The following is a 17,486-nucleotide window of genomic DNA, read 5'->3' on the forward strand; positions in this document are numbered from 1 at the left end:
CGTCTCATCGATTGAGCACCCAGGCGAACAGACCGACCAGGAACGCCATCACCGGGATCAGCGACGCGTCGAGCCCGGCCGCGACGAAGCCGACCAGTCGGCGCAGCGGCAGCGAGTAGCTGTCCGGCGACGCGATCGACGGGTTCAGCGCCACCACGATCCAGACCAGCACGAGCACCACCAGCACCAGCACCGCCACCAAGGCTCCGGTGAAACGTCCGGTCGCGGCGTAGAACACCGACAGCACACCGGCCACCAGGAACGGCTGGGCCAAAAGCCACGCCTTGCACGCCGCCGAATCCCATACCCGGGCCCGCAGCGCGGCCGCCAGCGAGGCCGCCACCACCACATACCAGCCCGCCACGCTCAACGTCTCAGGTCGCAGCGCGATCGCCACGGATCCGAGCACACCCAGCACCACGGCGGCAGCGATGAAGCCGTTCTGATGCGCGTCGCTGATCCGCACCCGGCGCGGCAGGTCCTGCAGCACCCGCAACGACGGCGCGGACGGCGTGGGGTCGCCGGGCGCCGGGATGACCGGCAGCGGGAAGCGCGCCCACAGCGCCGACAGTTGAGCCGCCTGGATGGTGATCAACAGGGCCGCGACGATCAGCCCGCAGCCCAGGGCGAGAATCGGCAGCCGCCAGAGCATCTCGGCCCCGGCCGCCAGCGCGACGGTCATCCCGACCACCGCCGAGGCGGTGAAGAAGCCGACGGCGCGCTCCCGCTCGGTGCTGGGAACGATCAACGCGATCAGCGACCACGCGGCGACCCCGGCCGCGCCCAGCAGCACCTGCGCCGCTCCGAATTTGCCCGGCACCGCCAGCGCCAGCGCGGCGGCGATCGGCACCAGCGCGGTGATCGACAGCGCAACGCCGGTGCGGGGAGAGCGCCCGGTGCTGAGCAACCCGGTGATCGCGATGACGGCGGCGAGCGCACTGACCGCGACCAGCCCGACGAGGGCGCCGGTCGCCACCCGGTGGGCGACCGACAGGCCGGTGGCCACCAGCGCGACACCGATCACCGCGGCTACCGCACCGCGCTGAATCTGCTTGGTGCCCCATGGGTTACGTCGCGAGGCCGAGAAGATCATGGCGGCGTCGGCGATGTCCTCGACAATGCCTGGCGCGGCCGGGCCCGTCGGAACCGGCTGCAGCGCAAGCAGATCCCCGTCGACCACGCCGACGGTGTCCAGGCTGGCGTCCAGACTGAACGGCGCTCCGCCGATGGGCGCCAGGCTCAGGTAGGGGGCGGCCGAAGCGCCATCGGCACTGTCGCCGTTGCCGGGGACCACCAGGCGCTGTACCGCCGGCAGGATTTCACGCAGCGGCAACTCGGTAGGCAATGCCATCTCCGTCAACCGGCTGTCCGCGAATATGGCGACGCGGACGATCGGCATGACGGTGCCGGACGTCACTGAACCCACCAAAGCTGCTGGGGCCGTTGCTGGAACATCGTGCTCTCTTTCTGCTTGCTGTCTATGCCTTGTTTATGCGTTCGCCTGGGTGGAGAAGTCTCGCGATAACCGGTGACCGGGGAACCATTCCCCGTCCGGCAGGAAGGACGTGAGTTGCTCGATCGCGACGGCGGTCGCGAACGGCGTGCCGGGACTGAATGTGGAAACCCACTCGCCGTCGAAGGCGCGGGAAGGACTGACCAGCACCCGCCCGGCGGTGGTGTCGATGATGCTGAGCCCGACCTCGGTGGTGGCGTGCCGGCCGTCTCGGTTGCAGCCGGCCACGATCTCGACGTAGCTGCGCGGACCGGTGAACACCGACTCCACCACCGCGCGCGCTGACGCCGGAATACCAAGATAGTCGAGAACTTCGGCGAGCGGCGCCCCGGCCCGCAGCCGCTCGTCGGCCCGGGCCCCCACCCGGGTCGGCATGCTGAACTCCTCGAACCTGGCCGGCGGCCGTTGCATCAATCCCACGCCCAGGACGGGCACCAGCGCGCGCGGGTCGTCGATGTCCATCGCGGTGAACGTGACCAGTTGCGCGCTACGCAGCGCCACCACGGTGGCGCCGGCCCGCTGCGCGACGATCCCGCGCAGCATGTCGCCGGCGTCGGTCACCGAACTGGGCCCCAGGTAACGCAGGTCGAGCCAGCGGTCCGGGAAGCACACCACTTTGATCCAGTCCGCGATCACCGGAGTGATGACGCCGTCCGGCGTCATCACTCCCATCCGGGTCAGCTCGTCCTTCTGACGGTCGAAGAACGCGGTTCGTTCCGCGGCATCGCGATACGGAGTGGTGATGGCGAGCACCCAGGGAAAGCTGCCCGCCCCAGCGGTTTCCGCAATGAACCACGCCTGATCTACCGTCAGCTCAACGGCATTGGGCGAAGCGTCCATCTAGGTGCGGCTAACCGCCCCACTTGGCGGCTTCGGCGGCGTCCCGGGCCATCATCGACATGGTGTTGGCTTCATGGGTGCTGGCCATCGCCTGGTATGCACGCACCAGGTCCTCCATGGCCTGGTTCCACTGCACCTGCCACGCCTGGTACGTCACCCCGGTGTCACCCTGCCAGGCGTTCTGCAGCGCGGCCTGCTCGGCCGAGATGTCGGCGCCCAGGCCCTGCAAGGTGCCCGCGTAACCCGACATGTCCCCGGCGTGGGCGAGCATGGCCGGGTAGTTGTACATGATCTGCGACATGATTGATCCCTTCCTGAAAGCCGGACTCAGAAGCCGGTGTAGGACGAAGCGGCCGCGGCGTCGGCGGCCACATAGGTGCCGGCAGCCTCGCCCAGGTTGGCCTGCGCGATGTCCAGCAGGGTGTTGACCCGCGCCGCTACCTCCACGAAGCGGGCGTGGGCAGCCTGAAACGCCGCCGAGGACTCGCCCTGGTGGAACGCCTGCGCCGACATGGCCGCCTGCTCGGCCTGACCGATCGTGTGCCGCATCAGTCCGGCCTTGGCGCTGAACGCCGACTGCGACGACACCAACTGCGGAATATGAGCGTCCAACAAACTCATAGATCTTCCTTCCCTAGATGTGAATCAGAATTCCTTGCGTGGTAAGTGATCTCGCTGACTTCCGGCTCCCCCTTCCTCGCGTTCCCACTCCCCCGAAAAGCTCATCAGCCGCCGGCCATCCCGTAGGTCGCGGCGGCCGCCGCGTCACCGGCCAGGTAGCTGGCGCCGGCGTCGCCGACGCCGACACCGGCGCGCCCCAACTCCTCGACACCCTGGGCGGCGACCGCGGTGTGCTCCTGGCCCTGGGCGCTGAAACCGGCGGCGGTCTGCAGCGACACCGGGTCGGCCGCCGGCGGAACCACCGCGGTGATCAACGGCGCCGCGCTGGCATGCGCGGCAGCCAGTCTCGCCGTCAGCGCCTCGACCGCGGCGCTGGCGGCGGCCAGTCCCTCCGGAACTACTCGCAACGTCATGACTGACTTCCCTCCTGTTGCGTATCACCAAATAACGCGGCCGCACCGACCATCGGATTGACCAATTGCACAAATGTCGGAGTATCGCTGTCCGACAGCAGGATTCCGCGGCCCGCGGGTAGCCGGCTGAACCGCTGTCCGCGGATCTTGCCGCTGTCCTGCGGGTTGCCGGCCAGCATCAGCGTGGTCGCCTGCAGGTCGTTGAATCTGCGCAGCAGCGGGTTGGTCATCAACGCGTGCGCCGACCCGGACGCCCGGCCGGTGACGATCACCCGCAACCCCAGGTCGCTGGCCTGACCCAGCAGCCCGATCAGCGGGCTCCAGGGGCGCTGGCCCACATAAGGTCCGCTGGTCGCCGCGGAATCGGGGACCTGGTCGACGTCGTCGATGATCAGGTAGTGGGTGTGGCCCTGATAGGTCCAGCGCGACAGCTCCGCCGGCGACAGGCCCGCAGGCGGGCGCCGGGACTCGATGATGTTGGCCAGCCCGATCATCGCCGGGGTGATCCGGTCGATGTTGGCGGTGTACTCGTTGTCCGGGAACAACGGTTCGTCGACCAGGTGCAGTCGCCGGTCCAGCACGGTGAAGGCCACCGAGTCGGGAGTCGAATTCTCCCGGACGGTGCGGATGATGTGACGCAGCAAGGTGGTCTTGCCGGACTTGCTGTCGCCGAAGACCATCAGCAGCGGCTGCTCGGCGAAGTCGTGCACCACCGGTGCCAGGTCCTCCTCGCGCTGGCCGATGACGATCTGTTCCGGGCCGCGGTAGAGCGCGCCGACCGCTTCGGGAGCCAGGTTGCTGGGCAGCAGGCGCACCGGCGGCGCCGTCTGGCCCGGGTAGCGCGCGTTGATCACCGGTATCTGGTCCAGTTCCGGTTCGGCGAACAGGAAGTGCTGGGCGGCCATGGTCAGGCCGCGTCCCGGTTGGTCATGTGGGATGGCCTCGGCCGGACGGTGCAGCGCACCCGTCACCCGCACATTGCTGTCGCGTGCATCGTGCAACTTGAGCTCGAGGCGCAGCCCGAGGCCGTCGCGCATCGCAAGGGGCACCTCCAGCCAGCTCGGGGTGGTGATGACCACGTGGATGCCGTAGGCGAGTCCACCGTTGACCAGCTCGGTCACCCTGGCCAGCAACGGGTTTCGGGTGTTGAACTGGTCGACGTTGTCACGTCCGAAGCCGTAGAGGTTGTCGATGACCAGGAAGACCTCGCCGAAACCGTCATCGGTCACGGAGCCATTGCCGTTGCCCTGCTTGTCGCGGAACGCCTCGCGCCGCTGCCGGGCCAGCAACAGCTGCTCCAGCTCGCCGAACGTGCGGCGGATGCGTTCGGGCTCCAGCGCCGAGGCAACGGTGCCGACGTGCGCCAGGCCCTCCAGCGCGCGGAGTTGTCCGCCGCCGTAGTCCAGGCAGTAGAACGTCACGTCGCGCGGCGTGTGCAGGCTGGCCGCCGAGAGGATGAACGTTTGCAGCGCAGTCGATTTCCCGGACTTGGGACCACCGTGGATCACCATGTTGCCGGCCGAGGAGGTGGCGTCGAAGACCAGTGGGTCGCGGCGCATCTCGAACGGCTTGTCGACCTCGCCGAGCGGCCAGCGCCACTGCCGCGCCGGCACACCGGCACGCGCCAGTGCCGCCGTCAGCGGGATCGGTTCGTCCAGCGGCGGCAGCCACAGCTGCGGCGCCCGCGGACCATACCCGGCCAGCTGCTCGCCGATGGTCGCGATCAGCTTGCGCGGCGGGCCGACCACCTCGTCCTCGCCGGCACCCGAGATCACGGTGCCCGGGTCCGGCTCGACCGCTCCGGCGGGGAACAACTTCGGCTCCGGAACCGTCTGAACCACCAGGGTTTTCGCTGCCTGCGGAGGCTCGTAGATGCCGTCGACGTAGGTCGACCGGAACTTGATCGGGGCCGCACCCGGCGCCGGAACCAGGAATCCGATGCCCTTGTGCTCCTTGCCCGATTCGATGTGATAAGCGTCTTCCACACCGATGATCTGGCGAGACACGCTGGGGCTGGCCACCTTCAGACCGATCCGGTACGAGGTGTTCTTGTCGATGTCCTTGATCTTCCCGACATCTAGCGTCTGGGAGGCGAACAGGATGTGGATGCGGAACGAGCGGCCCTTACGCGCCACATAGTCGAACAGCTCCGCGTACTCCGGGTGGTCGGCGAGCATCAGGGTGAACTCGTCGGCCACCACGAAAAGTGTCGGGATGGGCGCCAGATCATGCCCATTCGCGATCGCGGCCTCGTACTCGGTGACCGAGTTGAACGCGCTGCCCTGCACCTTGCGGCCGGCCTCGCGCAGCAGCATCTCCCGGCGGGCCACCTCGCCGCGCAGCGTGTCGGCGAACCGGTCGGCCAGTGACTTCTTCTCCGCCATGTTCGAGATCACGGCGACGACCTGCGGGAAGTTGCGGAAGCTGTCGGCCCCGGCCTCGCCCTTGAAGTCGGCGTAGATGACGATCAGCCGATCCGCCGAGTGAGTTGTCAACAGCGACAGCAGGATCGACATCAAGGTCTGCGACTTGCCGGAACCTGTCATACCGATCATCAGGCCGTGCGGACCCATCCCGCCCTCGGCCTCGTCCTTCAGGTCGAACATCAGCGGTTCGCCGGTGGCGGTGACACCGATCGGGACGCGCAACTCCTCGTCCCGGCTCCGCGGCGCCCACAGCGCGGGCACATCCAGCCGGGATGCGTCCGAGATACCCAGCAAGGTGGTGAAATTGGCGCCGCGAGTGGCTGCCGAACGCAGCCCGGTGTGGGTCGGGTTGGAATCCCAGCGCGACAGCCGGCGCGCGAGGTGGGCGGCTTCGTGCCCGCTGAACTCGTCGGCTGCGTCGATGTAGGGCTGCCAGCCACCGGTCTGCCACCGTTCGATGGCTCCGTCGGCGACCCGCAGAATCGGCTTCTCCGGGTCGGAGTACTGCTCGCGGTGCGGCGCCGTGTCCGAGAAGTGCACGACCGTGACGCCGGCACGGGCCGAACCGAGCGCCGAGACCTTCAGGTCATAGTCGGGGTCGTCCACCACGATCAGCAGGTGCCGCAACGCATCTACCGCCCGGCCGGTGAACGCCGGGCGGTCGTCCAATGCCGGAGCGAGCAGATCCGCCAGTTCGTCGGCATCGTCGGTCAGGTAACGGGCCGGGCCGACACCGTCGACCTGGCCCGGGATGTCCACGTGCGGCAACCATTTCAGCCACGACCAGTCGTCGCCCTCCAGGTCGCGGGTGGCCAGCGCCACGCCGAGCACCGTCGGGTCGTGCCAGGTGACCGCCTGAGCGATCCAGGCCCGTACCGCTGCCCGCGCCTGCTCGGCGTCCCCCAGCACCGTGATGCGGGAGACCTTGGTCAGGTCGATTCCCGTCGGTATGTCGCGAACCGTGCGCTGAGTGTCGAGCAGGCTGCGTAATGCACTGTGCGACACCGGTTCCAGGTCGATCTCGTCGGCGGTGTCGTTGACCCGCAGCGCGGTGGCCAGGGGAGCCGAGTGGCGACCGGCCCGCAGTACCAGGAAGTCCGGGTCGTGCGGGTCGCGCTCCCACTGGCGACGCGACCCCGGTACGGCGGCCAGCGCCTTGGGCTCCGGGTGCGACCACTGCGCCGCGGCCCGCTGCTCGGCGGCCTGCGCGCGGATGTTGTCCCGCACCACCGAGAGGTAGCGCAGATAGTCGGCCCGTTCGGCATCGACCTCCTCGGTGCGCATCTTGTTGTCATTGCCCCGGTAGAGCGCGGTGGCGGCCAACAACAGTACGAACGGGAAGAACAACGTCTGCGGTGAGATCACCTTCATGCCGGTGGCGAACAAGGCCACGATCATGCCGACGATCAGAATCCCGATCAGGTACGGCATTGCGCGGCGGAACAGCGACGGCGGAATCGCCCGCGGCAGTTCCGGCGGTGCCTCGATGGTGATGGTGCCTTTGCGGGCGGCGGGCGGCGTCAACCGCCGGCGCGCCTCGAAGATCAGTCTGCTCATCGGGGCTCCCCTTCGGCGGTTACCGGGTGGCCCGGCCGGCTGTCGGGCGGCAGGCCGTCATGCGCCAACAGCGCATCGGCGCGCGACAGTGTCGGACCGGGTGCGAACAAGGACAGGATGGACCACGGGATGCTCAGCGGCGGCGACGCAAGACCAAGAGCCTCAACCGCTTTGCTGCGGCCGGTGGCTCCCGGGCGGCCGTCGGACTCGGTGTCGATACCGAACCGGACCCCGGTGTCGGAGACCCAGAACAGCGACCCGGTGGCGGGCGCTGTCGCGCCGCCGCCGACGGTCTGGGTGAAGTATCCGGAGCCCGGCGTGATCGCGACTTTGGCTCCGCCGCCGACCAATTCGACGGTTCGCAGTCCCTCCGGCACCGGAAGCGCCGATCCCGACAACAGACTCAGCGAGCTGGTGGCGGCTCCGGCGGGCTTGCTCCAGAAGGCACAGGTGACCGGATTGCTGGCCGGGTTCACCAGCGTCACCGGCTGTGCCGGATACCGGCCGGTGTCCAGCATCCGCGACACCGGCAGCTTCGCGATCTCATCGGCACCCAGGCGTGGAGGTTGTTGCAGCCCATAGGAATTCGTGTTGCGCAGGATGGACGCCAGCACCGGTGAGATCGGTTGCAGCCCGTCGGGCAGCACCGCGTAGTAGCTGACGGTGTCCGAAGCGCTGCGGTCCACGGCGTAGGACACCACCACCCCGCCGATCGGCGCGGGCACGGCGAAACCGGCCGGGGCACCGGCATTGGGGATGGGCGGCGCAGCCAGCGGTGGCGACTCGGGAATCGCATTGAACAGGCCCGCTGCCACCGGCCGCGCCGCGGGCACGTCGGTGCCCAGGCCGAGAGCATTGGTGACGGCGTGGTCGGCCAGGTCGATGCGGCTGCGCTTGCCGTCCCACAACACCCAGGTGCTGTTGCCGTTATCCACCAGGATCACCTGGCCGGCACTGATCGTGGCCGCGCGGGAGCCGTCGCTGTAGGGCGCTCCGGCGATGACGGTCACACCGGTGCTGCGGGCACCGCGCCCCGGCTGCCCGCTCACCGCATCGCACACCGTCCAGGCGGCGTCGCGAGAGGTGTTCTGCACCATCCGCTCCGGGGCACCCGGAATGCCGATCAGGTTGCCGCGCGGAAACCGGTCCAGCTCAGCACTTTTCACCGTGGTCGGGTTGACCGGCTGGCCGGCGATCAGGCGGGCCGAGGTGAGGTTGAGCACCGGGTGCAGCTGATCCCCCACGCGCACGTAAAGCGCTGCGGTGGACCGGTCGGCCAGCACGGTGTTGCTGCCCACCTGCCCGTTGGGCCGGATCAGCGAGAACACGAAGCAGCCGAGCAGCCCGGTGACCAGCAGCAGTACGCCCATCAGCACCGCACGCGACTGGGTACGCAGCGGGTCGACCAGCATCCTGGTGTCGTGCAATGCAATTCCGGAGGCGATGCGTCGCATCACGAACCGCCACCCGGTCACCTGGTGGCGCGTGACGAAACCACGGCGGTAGTGCACCTGGTCGGGGTTTTCGTTGACCGGCGTGCGAGAAGCGAAGGAACGCCGCTCGTCGCGCTCGTCGTCGTACTCGCTCTTGCTCATGCCGGCACCGACAGTCCCAGCCCGCGCAACAGCGGGGCGACGGTGTTGCGGACGTCTTGCGCGGTGATCGTCATCAGTTCCTCATCGGTGAATTCACCCGTGCCGGCTTGTTCGGAATGGTCGAGCCGGAATTCGCGCTCCTCCTCGGAGCGTTCGACCACGTTCCGGACGAACCGGCCGTTGCCGGCGATGTCGAGGTTGCGCCGCGCGATCCCGTTGCTGTCGGGCGACGACGTCTCGGCCAAGTGGGTGAACAGCCGCTGCATATCGTCCAGGGCGGCCTGCTCGAACACGCTGTCCCGTTGCTGCGCCATGAGATTGGCGATCTCGGTCAGTTCGGACGGCTGGTAGGACGGGAAGTCGATGCTGCGGGTGAAGCGGGACCGCAGCCCCTCGTTGGTGTCGAGGAACTTGTCCAGGTCTGCGCGATACCCGGCGATGATCACCACCAACCGGTCGCGGTCGTTCTCCATGCGCGCCAGCAGCGTGTCGATGGCAACCAGTCCGAAGTCGTTCTTGGCTCCGGTGGCCACCAACGCATACGCCTCGTCGAGGAACAGCACGCCATCCAGGGCGCTGTCGATGATCGCGTTCGTCTTGGCCTCGGTTTCACCGATGTGCTGGCCGATCAGGTCCGCTCGGTGCACCTCGCGGATGTTCTCGCGCTTGAGCAGGCCCAGGCCGCAGTAGATCTTGGCGACGACACGGGCGATGGTGGTCTTACCGGTCCCGGGCGGGCCGGCGAACACCAGGTGGTGGGTGCGTTGGGCGACGGTGAGACCACGCTGCTGTCGCAGCACGGCCATCGCTACGGAACTCTTCAGCCGGGACACCTGGTTCTTGACCTCGTCCAGACCGATGAAGTCGTTGAGCTGAACCTCGGCCTCTGCCAACAGGGTGGCCTTGCGCTCGCGGGCGCCCGGGTCGACGAAATCGGCGTCACTGGGCTCGGTTTCGGCGTCCCACGGGTCGATGCGGGCGTCGATGCGCGCCGCGGTGGTGGTGACGATCCCGAAACTCGGATCGGACAGCGCCTGCTCGATCTCCGCATTCTCCGGATTGGCCGCGTACAGCTCGTGCAGCACTTCGCTGGCCGCTTCCTCGTCGACGTGCGCGCGCAGCGCCAGCGCCTTGGCCAGCGCACCGTCGACCGCGGCGACGGCGATGGGGCCTTCGGGCTCTTCCAGATAGGACAGCGCCGGAGCGAACATGCCCAGTCGCGCCAGCGCGGTGCCCAGCGTGATTTTCACCGCGTGCGCGAAGGCCTCGTCGAGGTCGGTGTCGTTGACGATCGGGGTCAGCAGCTTGACCACGTCCGACCAGCGCTCGGCGCGGTAGTTGATGACGACCGAAATCCAGCGGGCCTCACGCGATTTGGGGCGGCGCTCGCTGATGCGGCTGACGATCTGGTCGGCCACCGCGAACTGGCGCTCGGCCGCCAGCGAGGCCGCGTAGGCGAGGTGGAAGTCGTCGGGCGTGGTGGCCCGGAACTGTAGATACAAGCCGGTGTCGTAGCGGAACCCGAGTGCCCCTGGCGCGAGTTCGACCTGACGCTGCAGTACGCCGGCTGTGGCGGCGGTCCGCGAGACCTGTTCCAGCACATGCTTGGAGGTGTCACCGGCGGCAGCCAACCCGGTCCATGCATCGCACTGCTCGTGCGCGACACGGGTCAGCGCACTGAAGCCTGAGCGCGCCGCACTCAGATCTGCCGGTCGCTTCCGCTCGTAGACCGCGATACCGAGGGCCCGACAGCAGGTGGCAAACCTACTGAGGACGTCTTCGTCGACTCTGCCGTCCGTCCGGGATGCTCGGGGCGCAGCCGCCAGCATGCCTATATCACCGCGTTCCACGCCCGCGCCGTCTCCTGAAGTCAAGGTCGCCATTGGCGAAATCCGCCCGAGGTTAGCCACACGAAGTTAGCATTCCCTAAGCTAACTGTCGAGGCGGCCCGTTCCGCTCGATTTACCACTCGGACTCCCGTCTCAAAGCTGCTGACCTGCGCATTTTCCGCGGCTGGAGATGATGCGAGGCCAAGGTACTGAAGCTTACTGAATATGATTTTCATTAACAACACCGGGGTGGGGTGGCTCTCGGCCCGGCGCCCAGGTACGCGGCAGGATCGGCGCCACCGGCGCACCGATGAACCCGTCGGCGCTCAACTGCGTCAGGCCCGCGGCGTCGGCGGCGGTCCCCCGGGCAAGCGTTCCGGCGAAGCCGAGGGGTCCCGCGCCCGACCCCGACTCGGCGCTCAGGAACTCGTGGCGGTGTCCACGGTCGGGCAGCGTCGCGCGGGCCCGCCGGCGGGCCCGGTCTTTCCCACGCTCCGGGGCCGTGACCGCCGCCGGCGCAGCGACCTCGTCCGGCGCTACCGCCCTGCGGCGGGCACTGGTGCTCATTGCCGATCCGAAGCCTGTCCCCGATCCGCCGACCAGGTAGGGATAACCGGCCGGTCCCACACCCGGCGGCGTCGGCGGCGGGGCTGCCATCGTCGGAAGGGTCGGCGTGGTCGGCCACCAGGATCGGGGGCGCCGCGTCGGCCGGCGCCGCCGGTGCCACCGCCGCATCGGTGACCGCCTGGTAAGCGGTCATCGTGTCAGCGGCCTGGATCCACATCCGGACATAGTCGGCCTCATTGACCGCGATGGGAATGGTATTGATCCCGAAGAAGTTTGTTGCCACCAGCGCCGAGTGCACGACATGGTTGGCGGCGAGTTCGGCCAGGGTCGGCATGGCGGCCAGCGCGACGGTGTAGGCGGTCGCGGCGGATTCCTGCCGCACGGCGGTGTCCGCGCTGGTTGCGCCGGCCCGCTGCAGCCACTGCAGATACGGCACATGCGCGGCCGCGTACCGCGCCGCCGTCGGCCCCTCCCAGGCACCGGCCTGCACTGCCGCGAGCAGACCGGCAAGTTCGTCGGCAGCCGAGACGTACCCGGCACTGAGCGAGCGCCACGCCTGCGCGGCCGTCAGCCAGCCCGACGGTCCTGGGCCGCTGCTGAGCTGGGCCGAATGAATCTCGGGCGGGAAGGCCCCCCACGGCACAACCGGCACGGACAGGTAGTCGGGGATACGTCGGGAAAAGTTCCCGACATACATCAACTTCTTTTGCGACTCACAGAAACCGCAGCCGTCCGCTACGGCTTGGCGGCGCTCACCAGCGTATTGCGGGCGAACATCGGGGCTGCCTCGGATCCGGGCTCGGGTACCGGCCGACCGACCTCCCGCAGGTAGTCGTTCAGGGGTGTTCCGATCGCCGTCCAGCCGTGCTCACCGAACCAGTCGGCGGCGGGCGCGCAGCGTTCGTTGTAGACCAACTGGAAGAAGGGGCGCTCCTCCCCGGCGGCGCGTTCCTCTTCCACCTTGGCCTGGAACTCTTCAGGAGGCATCGGGGCGCCGTCCTCGACGGCGACGTGGCTGCCGAGGGTGGCCAGCGCGTCGATGCCGGTGAACAGCTGCTCCTGCGCGGCGGCCGGCAGATAGATCAGTAGCCCTTCGGCGATCCAGGCGGAAAACAGCGTGGGATCAAAGCCGTTGTCCTGCAACGCCGCCGACCAGTCGTCGCGAAGGTCTACGGCGATCTCTCGGCGCTGGGCGCGCGGCTGCACGCCATGCTCGGCGAGCACCTCGCGCTTGAACTCGAGAACTTGCGGTTGATCCAGCTCGAAGATGGTGGTGCCGTCCGGCCACGGCAATCGGTAGGCCCGCGAGTCCAGTCCGGCCGCGAGGATCACCACCTGACGCGCCCCGGCTGCCGCCGCACGGTGGAAGTAGGCGTCGAAGTACTTCGTGCGAGCGGCCTGGAAGTTGACGAAGTGCTGACCGAAGTCATCGCTGAGCAGCTCATGGTCAGGCGCGTTGCCGTCGAGTACGTCGGCCCAGGAACCGCCCACTGCCCGGCAGAACAGTTCGGCATACGCGTCGACGACCAGCGGGTCCGGCTTCTTGGCCTCTAACGCCCGCGCGGTCGCGACGAACAGCGCCGTCGACCCCACGCTCGTTGTGATGTCCCAGCTGTCGCGTTCGCTTCGCACTCAACCGACCCTACGCGCGGCTCACGCCCCGTCGGGATCCCAGGTGCGCGGCAACATCGGCGCCCTCGGCCGGCCACCGAATTCGTCGTCAACCAGTGTGGCCAGCCCCGACGCGTCGGCGACGGATTCGCTGCGCACGGTGCCGGTGAATCCACCGAAACCACCGGCGCCGGTCCCCGATGCCGCGGGCCCGGCGTCTGCTGCCCAGTCCGGGTCAACGCCCACATTCATATCGGCGAACTCGTCGCCGTGATCGCGCGCCGCCGCACGCCGGCGACGTCGCTCCCGTGCCTGCTCGCGTGCGGACGCCGCGGCCGCCGCAGCAGCCAGGTCGGGCTCCGGAGCCTTTCTGCTGGCACTGGCACGCGCACTCATGCCCGAACCGAATCCGATCCCGGGTCCGCCGCCCACCAGGAAGGGGAAGCCGGTGCCGGCAGCCGGCCCGGCGGCCGGTGGTGCGGTCCCCACGCTGGTGACCGTGCTGGTGACGGTGGCCGTCGTCGGCGCCGGCGCGGCAGGTGCCGCGGAGGCCACCACGCTGGGAGCGGGTCCCGCGACGGCGATGGCAGGTGTCGCCGCAGCGACGGGCGGCACGACCGCGGCGACCGTCGCGGGCGGTATCCCGCCGAGTCCGGCCAGCCCGGCCAAGCCGCTCACCGCACCGAGGTTGGCGACGGCGCCGCCGATTGCAAAGGACAGCAGCTGCGGGGATTGCAGCAGCGGAACCAGCTGAGCCAGGTGCGTCGGCCAGTCGAACTCGGCGAGTTGGACGACGTACTCGATCGCCCCGGCGGGGTTGGTGAACAACTGCTGGACGAAAGTCTCGAACTGCTGGCCGAACTCGAGGGAGCGCGCCACCCACCACATGGGTTGGGTCGCGTCGGCGATGTCGTGCATGTGGACGCCGTTCAGCGTCCCCTCCAGGGGGTCCCAGTCGATCTGGCCGCCGGTGATCGCCCGCAACAGGTCGGCAACCAGGTAGTCCAGCGGGGTGGGGTCCCCGTGGTCGTGGTCTTCGTGGCCGTCTTCGCCATGATCGTGGTCGTCCCCGTGGTCGTCTTCGGCATGATCGTGGTCATCGCCGTGGTCGTCGTCCCCGTGGTCGTCTTCGGCCGCCACGATCTCCGGCGCCGGAGCGGTGGCCGGAGTCGAGGCCGCGGCGGCGCTCGACACCGCGTCGTAGGTCGCCATCGTGGTGGCTGCCTGGATCCACATCCGCGCGTAGTCGGCCTCGTTGAGGGCGATCGGGATGGTGTTGATGCCGAAGAAATTGGTCGCGATGAGCACACCGTGTATCGCATGATTGGCGGCCAACTCCACCATCGTCGGCATCGCCGCCAGCGCACTGACGTAGGCGGCGGCCGCGGTCTCGTGTTGGGTGGCCGCCTGGGCGCTGGTGAAACCAGCCTGCGTCAGCCACGCCAGGAAAGGCTGGTGCGCGGCAACATACTGCGCCGCGGTCGGCCCCTCCCACGCCCCGCCCTGCACCGCCCCCAGCAGCGTCAGGAGTTCGTCGGCCACCGCGGTGTACTCGGTGCTCAACGCCGTCCACGCCGCCGCCGCGGCCATCAACGCGCCGGGCCCGGGGCCGGCGCTGAGCAGCGTCGAATGCACTTCAGGCGGAGCCGCCATCCAGACCGTGGCCATCACAACACTCCTCCATCGGCGAACACCGACTTCGGACGTTAACGCTTTTGATAATCGTTTTCAATACGGGGCGCTACACGAGCGGCCGGCCCGTCCTGATCCGCCGATCCAGGTCCCAGAGCATCAGGTTGAACGGAAACTGCCGAACCACCTTCGGAACCAGGCCGTTCACGGCGCCGATCACCGACATCAACCCGTCGAACTGCCGCTGCTTGGCGTCGTTCCAGGGCAGCCGCATCTCGTCGCGAAATCGTTGCGGCAGGAAGCCGGTGGTGATCAGCAGCGCGACGTTTTCCAAGGGAGCACGCATCCAGGCGGGCAGCGGCACGCCCTTGATCCGGGCTACCGCGATCGGGTAGAGGAATTCCCGGACGGTGTCGTCGATGTGCACCTTGTCCAGTGATTCCTGCCAATACTTGTCGAAGGCCGCTACATCCGCCGGCCACATCTCCACCGGCACCTGCAGGGTGGTGCCGATCGACATGCCCTCCTGGTACAGCCGGTCGGCTTCTTCGGCGGTCAACTCACCGACGAACGTGCGATAAATGTCGATGCCGCCCTTGAAGATGCACGCCGCAACCCATAACTGCAGGTCCGGATCGAAAGCGTTGTAGGACACCGGACTATCGGGAGTGGAGTAGACCTGCGCGTGGGCGCGGTTCACGGCGCGGCGGAAGGCCGCCTTCTGAGTGTCGGTGCCGGCGTTGGCGACCGCGATGTAGGTGAACGTGGTGCGGGCCCGCTTGATGGGATGGCGGTCGATGCGCCCGCTCTCGACGCGACTCTCCGCCACTCCGTGCCCGACGCCGGGGCGTGACAACTCCATGATGACGTTGGCCGGCCCGGCCAGTAGCGCCACACCCATCAGGCTGTAGTCCTCAGCCAGCCGTCGGCGGGTTCTACCGTCCGGCCGCGGATTGTCGGAGATCGGGCGCTCCACGTGCGGAAGGCGCTGGCGCACCGTCTCTTGAATGGTCATTGTCGACTCCCGGCCATTGCACCTTAATTTGACAACGCGTGTTTCCTGATATTGTCCGGTACAGCATGCCGATGTCAAGATGGACACCATGACGCCGCCGAGCGCACGGCCCTACCGGGGCATCGACGCGACCGAACGTCTTGCGGCGCGCCGCAACCAACTTTTGGAAGCGGGTCTGGACCTCCTGGGTTCGCCCGACGACCCAGAGCTGACGGTCCGCAGCGTCTGCCAACGTGCCGGGTTGTCCGCCCGGTACTTCTACGAGAGCTTCAGCGACAAGGACGAGTTCGTCGAGCGCGTCTATGACTGGGTGATCGCCAAGCTCGCGGTCAACATCACGTCCGCCGCTGCGACGGGGCCGCCGGATGAACAGGCCCGCGCCGGGATGGGCGTCGTGGTGCGCAGCGTCGCCGAGGACGCCCGCATCGGCCGTCTGGTGTTCAGCACCAAGATCGCCAACGCCGTGGTGATCCGCAAACGGGCCGAATCCAGCGCACTGTTTGCGCTGGTGACCGGTCGGCACGTGATCGACATGCTGCGCGCACCGGAGAACGAGCGGGTCAAGGCGGCAACACACTTCTCCGTCGGCGGGGTCGGGCAGACACTGAGCGCCTGGCTGGATGGCGAAGTGAAGATGGAGCCCGACGAACTCGCCGACCTCCTGGCCTCGATGCTGGTCGAGCTGACCGAACCCAGCCTCTACCAGCCGACTAGGGCATCAACGGCACCTGCCACACCCGCATCTCGGGGTGCAGCCACAGACGCAACCACGTCAGACGCATGATCCGCAGCGCGCCGGAGATCAGCAGATAAGCCATCGGCGCCTGGATCAGCATCGCGGTGACCACAGACAAGGCGGCGTCCTCCGGCTTGGCGGTCATCAGGTCGAACCACCCGTCGCAGATCAGCAACACACCGGTGGTGAACCCGGTGAGCACGATCAACTGCCGGCGCAGGAACGCCAGCACCGCGGTGGCAGCCATGAACCCGAGCAGCAGGATGTCGAAACCGATCCAGGTGGCGGGCCAGTTGTGGGCCACGTACTTCTGCGGAAGCGTGACCGACAGGTAGCCGATCCACGGGATCATCACGATCAGACCGCCGACGATCAGACCGAGCCGGATCCGCCGCATCCGCGCCAGGGTCTCCGGATCCTCCAGCTCGCTCACCGGCTTCTCCAGCCGGGTGATCAACTCCCGTCGCTGCTGCGGGCTCAGCGCCTCGATCTGTTCGTCGGAAAGAATGCCCTCGGTCACGCTCAAAGTATCGGGGGCTAGCGGCCCGCCGTCACCGGCGGGCGGCGATCGGCCGCGGTCCTGGGCACCGCCGGGGTATCGGCTTCGGTGAATTCCCTTACCCAGCAGGCGAATTCCAGCATGATGCCGTCGGGGTCCTGGAAATAGAAGGAGCGTACGTACACCCCGGGGTGCACCGTGGCCGACACCTGCATCGGGCTCTCATCATGGTTGAGTACGGGTCCGACCCGCACGCCCTTGTCTTTCAGACGCTGCCGGTAGGCGTCGAATTTGTCGGCCGGCACGTGAAACGCGAGGTGGTTCATCGTGCTGACCGCGCTGGTGATGTCCCCGAGGCCGGGCAGGGCGCCCGGCGACGAGATGCCCGGCACCCGGTCGGCCGCCTCGGCGAACCAGAAGAACGCGACGCAGTCGCCGTTGCCGGCGTCGAAGAAGAAGTGCTGGCCCGCGCCACCGGGCAGGTCGAGCGACTTGATCAGCGGCATGCCGAGGACGTTGCTGTAGAAGTCCACCGTGCGCTGCATGTCCGAGCACACCAGCGCGACGTGGTTGATACCGCCGAGTTCGAACTCGCTGTTGGTGTTGTGCGGCTTGATCATGGTGCGGCTCCC

General features: G+C 68.1%; 14 protein-coding genes and 1 pseudogene. 1 reads left to right on the forward strand and 14 read right to left on the reverse strand.

Annotated features, from left to right (window positions below; translation table 11 throughout):
- Window positions 1-4: 4 nt before the first annotated feature.
- From eccD to QXK92_RS16805, 12 genes and pseudogenes are all read right to left on the reverse strand, one after another.
- Window positions 5-1,399 carry a type VII secretion integral membrane protein EccD gene (gene eccD / locus QXK92_RS16750; protein WP_306244484.1) on the reverse strand — a complete coding sequence of 465 codons (1,395 nt, stop codon included), beginning with the start codon at window positions 1,397-1,399 and terminating at the stop codon, window positions 5-7.
- A 90-nt stretch (window positions 1,400-1,489) separates the two neighbouring features.
- Window positions 1,490-2,353 (reverse strand): ESX secretion-associated protein EspG, encoded by an 864-nt coding sequence (locus QXK92_RS16755; RefSeq protein WP_306243012.1) that lies wholly within the window; start codon window positions 2,351-2,353, stop codon window positions 1,490-1,492.
- 10 nt (window positions 2,354-2,363) lie between these two features.
- Window positions 2,364-2,654: a WXG100 family type VII secretion target gene (locus QXK92_RS16760; RefSeq protein WP_055580201.1), complete on the reverse strand. Its 291-nt coding sequence runs from the start codon at window positions 2,652-2,654 to the stop codon at window positions 2,364-2,366.
- A 26-nt stretch (window positions 2,655-2,680) separates the two neighbouring features.
- Window positions 2,681-2,974 (reverse strand): type VII secretion system protein EsxG, encoded by a 294-nt coding sequence (gene esxG, locus QXK92_RS16765; RefSeq protein ID WP_055580202.1) that lies wholly within the window; start codon window positions 2,972-2,974, stop codon window positions 2,681-2,683.
- A 104-nt stretch (window positions 2,975-3,078) separates the two neighbouring features.
- On the reverse strand, window positions 3,079-3,387 hold the full coding sequence (locus QXK92_RS16770; RefSeq protein ID WP_306243014.1) for a PE family protein: 309 nt from the start codon (window positions 3,385-3,387) through the stop codon (window positions 3,079-3,081).
- Entirely contained in the window at window positions 3,384-7,370 is a 3,987-nt protein-coding gene (gene eccCa / locus QXK92_RS16775) for a type VII secretion protein EccCa (RefSeq protein WP_306243015.1), read from the reverse strand. The genes QXK92_RS16770 and eccCa overlap by 4 nt, the downstream gene beginning before the upstream one ends.
- Entirely contained in the window at window positions 7,367-8,965 is a 1,599-nt protein-coding gene (gene eccB, locus QXK92_RS16780) for a type VII secretion protein EccB (RefSeq protein WP_306243017.1), read from the reverse strand. Before eccB ends, eccCa begins: the two co-directional genes overlap by 4 nt.
- Window positions 8,962-10,815, reverse strand: coding sequence for a type VII secretion AAA-ATPase EccA (gene eccA / locus QXK92_RS16785; RefSeq protein WP_306244485.1), 1,854 nt, complete (start codon window positions 10,813-10,815; stop codon window positions 8,962-8,964). The genes eccB and eccA overlap by 4 nt, the downstream gene beginning before the upstream one ends.
- 195 nt (window positions 10,816-11,010) lie before the next feature.
- Window positions 11,011-12,058: pseudogene (locus QXK92_RS16790) on the reverse strand (PPE family protein).
- A 38-nt stretch (window positions 12,059-12,096) separates the two neighbouring features.
- Window positions 12,097-12,993, reverse strand: coding sequence for a class I SAM-dependent methyltransferase (locus QXK92_RS16795; RefSeq protein ID WP_306243019.1), 897 nt, complete (start codon window positions 12,991-12,993; stop codon window positions 12,097-12,099).
- Between the two features lie 21 nt (window positions 12,994-13,014).
- The gene (locus QXK92_RS16800; protein ID WP_306243021.1) at window positions 13,015-14,640 is read right to left on the reverse strand and encodes a PPE family protein; all 1,626 of its coding nucleotides are present in this window, start codon (window positions 14,638-14,640) and stop codon (window positions 13,015-13,017) included.
- 73 nt (window positions 14,641-14,713) lie between these two features.
- Window positions 14,714-15,619, reverse strand: coding sequence for an oxygenase MpaB family protein (locus QXK92_RS16805; RefSeq protein WP_306243023.1), 906 nt, complete (start codon window positions 15,617-15,619; stop codon window positions 14,714-14,716).
- Window positions 15,620-15,707: 88 nt separating this feature from the next.
- Between QXK92_RS16805 and QXK92_RS16810 the strand changes: the two genes are divergently transcribed.
- Window positions 15,708-16,403: a TetR/AcrR family transcriptional regulator gene (locus QXK92_RS16810; RefSeq protein WP_306243025.1), complete on the forward strand. Its 696-nt coding sequence runs from the start codon at window positions 15,708-15,710 to the stop codon at window positions 16,401-16,403.
- Here the strand turns inward: QXK92_RS16810 and QXK92_RS16815 are convergent.
- Both QXK92_RS16815 and QXK92_RS16820 read right to left on the reverse strand, forming a co-directional pair.
- Window positions 16,330-16,875 (reverse strand): hypothetical protein, encoded by a 546-nt coding sequence (locus QXK92_RS16815; protein WP_306243026.1) that lies wholly within the window; start codon window positions 16,873-16,875, stop codon window positions 16,330-16,332. The two genes, QXK92_RS16810 and QXK92_RS16815, sit on opposite strands and share 74 nt — an antisense overlap.
- 17 nt (window positions 16,876-16,892) lie before the next feature.
- On the reverse strand, window positions 16,893-17,474 hold the full coding sequence (locus tag QXK92_RS16820) for a VOC family protein (protein ID WP_306243029.1): 582 nt from the start codon (window positions 17,472-17,474) through the stop codon (window positions 16,893-16,895).
- Window positions 17,475-17,486: the final 12 nt, after the last annotated feature.

The organism is Mycobacterium sp. TY815 (assembly GCF_030755135.1).
GTDB lineage: Bacteria > Actinomycetota > Actinomycetes > Mycobacteriales > Mycobacteriaceae > Mycobacterium.

What these genes read in the sequence shown, in the direction of transcription:
- QXK92_RS16755 (WP_306243012.1), bottom strand. Translation starts at nt 2,353, where the DNA reads ATGGACGCTTCGCCCAATGCCGTTGAGCTGACGGTAGATCAGGCGTGG.
- QXK92_RS16760 (WP_055580201.1), bottom strand. Translation starts at nt 2,654, where the DNA reads ATGTCGCAGATCATGTACAACTACCCGGCCATGCTCGCCCACGCCGGG.
- QXK92_RS16810 (WP_306243025.1), top strand. Translation starts at nt 15,708, where the DNA reads ATGACGCCGCCGAGCGCACGGCCCTACCGGGGCATCGACGCGACCGAA.
- QXK92_RS16805 (WP_306243023.1), bottom strand. Translation starts at nt 15,619, where the DNA reads ATGACCATTCAAGAGACGGTGCGCCAGCGCCTTCCGCACGTGGAGCGC.
- eccB (WP_306243017.1), bottom strand. Translation starts at nt 8,965, where the DNA reads ATGAGCAAGAGCGAGTACGACGACGAGCGCGACGAGCGGCGTTCCTTC.
- QXK92_RS16820 (WP_306243029.1), bottom strand. Translation starts at nt 17,474, where the DNA reads ATGATCAAGCCGCACAACACCAACAGCGAGTTCGAACTCGGCGGTATC.
- eccD (WP_306244484.1), bottom strand. Translation starts at nt 1,399, where the DNA reads ATGCCGATCGTCCGCGTCGCCATATTCGCGGACAGCCGGTTGACGGAG.
- QXK92_RS16770 (WP_306243014.1), bottom strand. Translation starts at nt 3,387, where the DNA reads ATGACGTTGCGAGTAGTTCCGGAGGGACTGGCCGCCGCCAGCGCCGCG.
- esxG (WP_055580202.1), bottom strand. Translation starts at nt 2,974, where the DNA reads ATGAGTTTGTTGGACGCTCATATTCCGCAGTTGGTGTCGTCGCAGTCG.
- QXK92_RS16800 (WP_306243021.1), bottom strand. Translation starts at nt 14,640, where the DNA reads ATGGCCACGGTCTGGATGGCGGCTCCGCCTGAAGTGCATTCGACGCTG.
- eccCa (WP_306243015.1), bottom strand. Translation starts at nt 7,370, where the DNA reads ATGAGCAGACTGATCTTCGAGGCGCGCCGGCGGTTGACGCCGCCCGCC.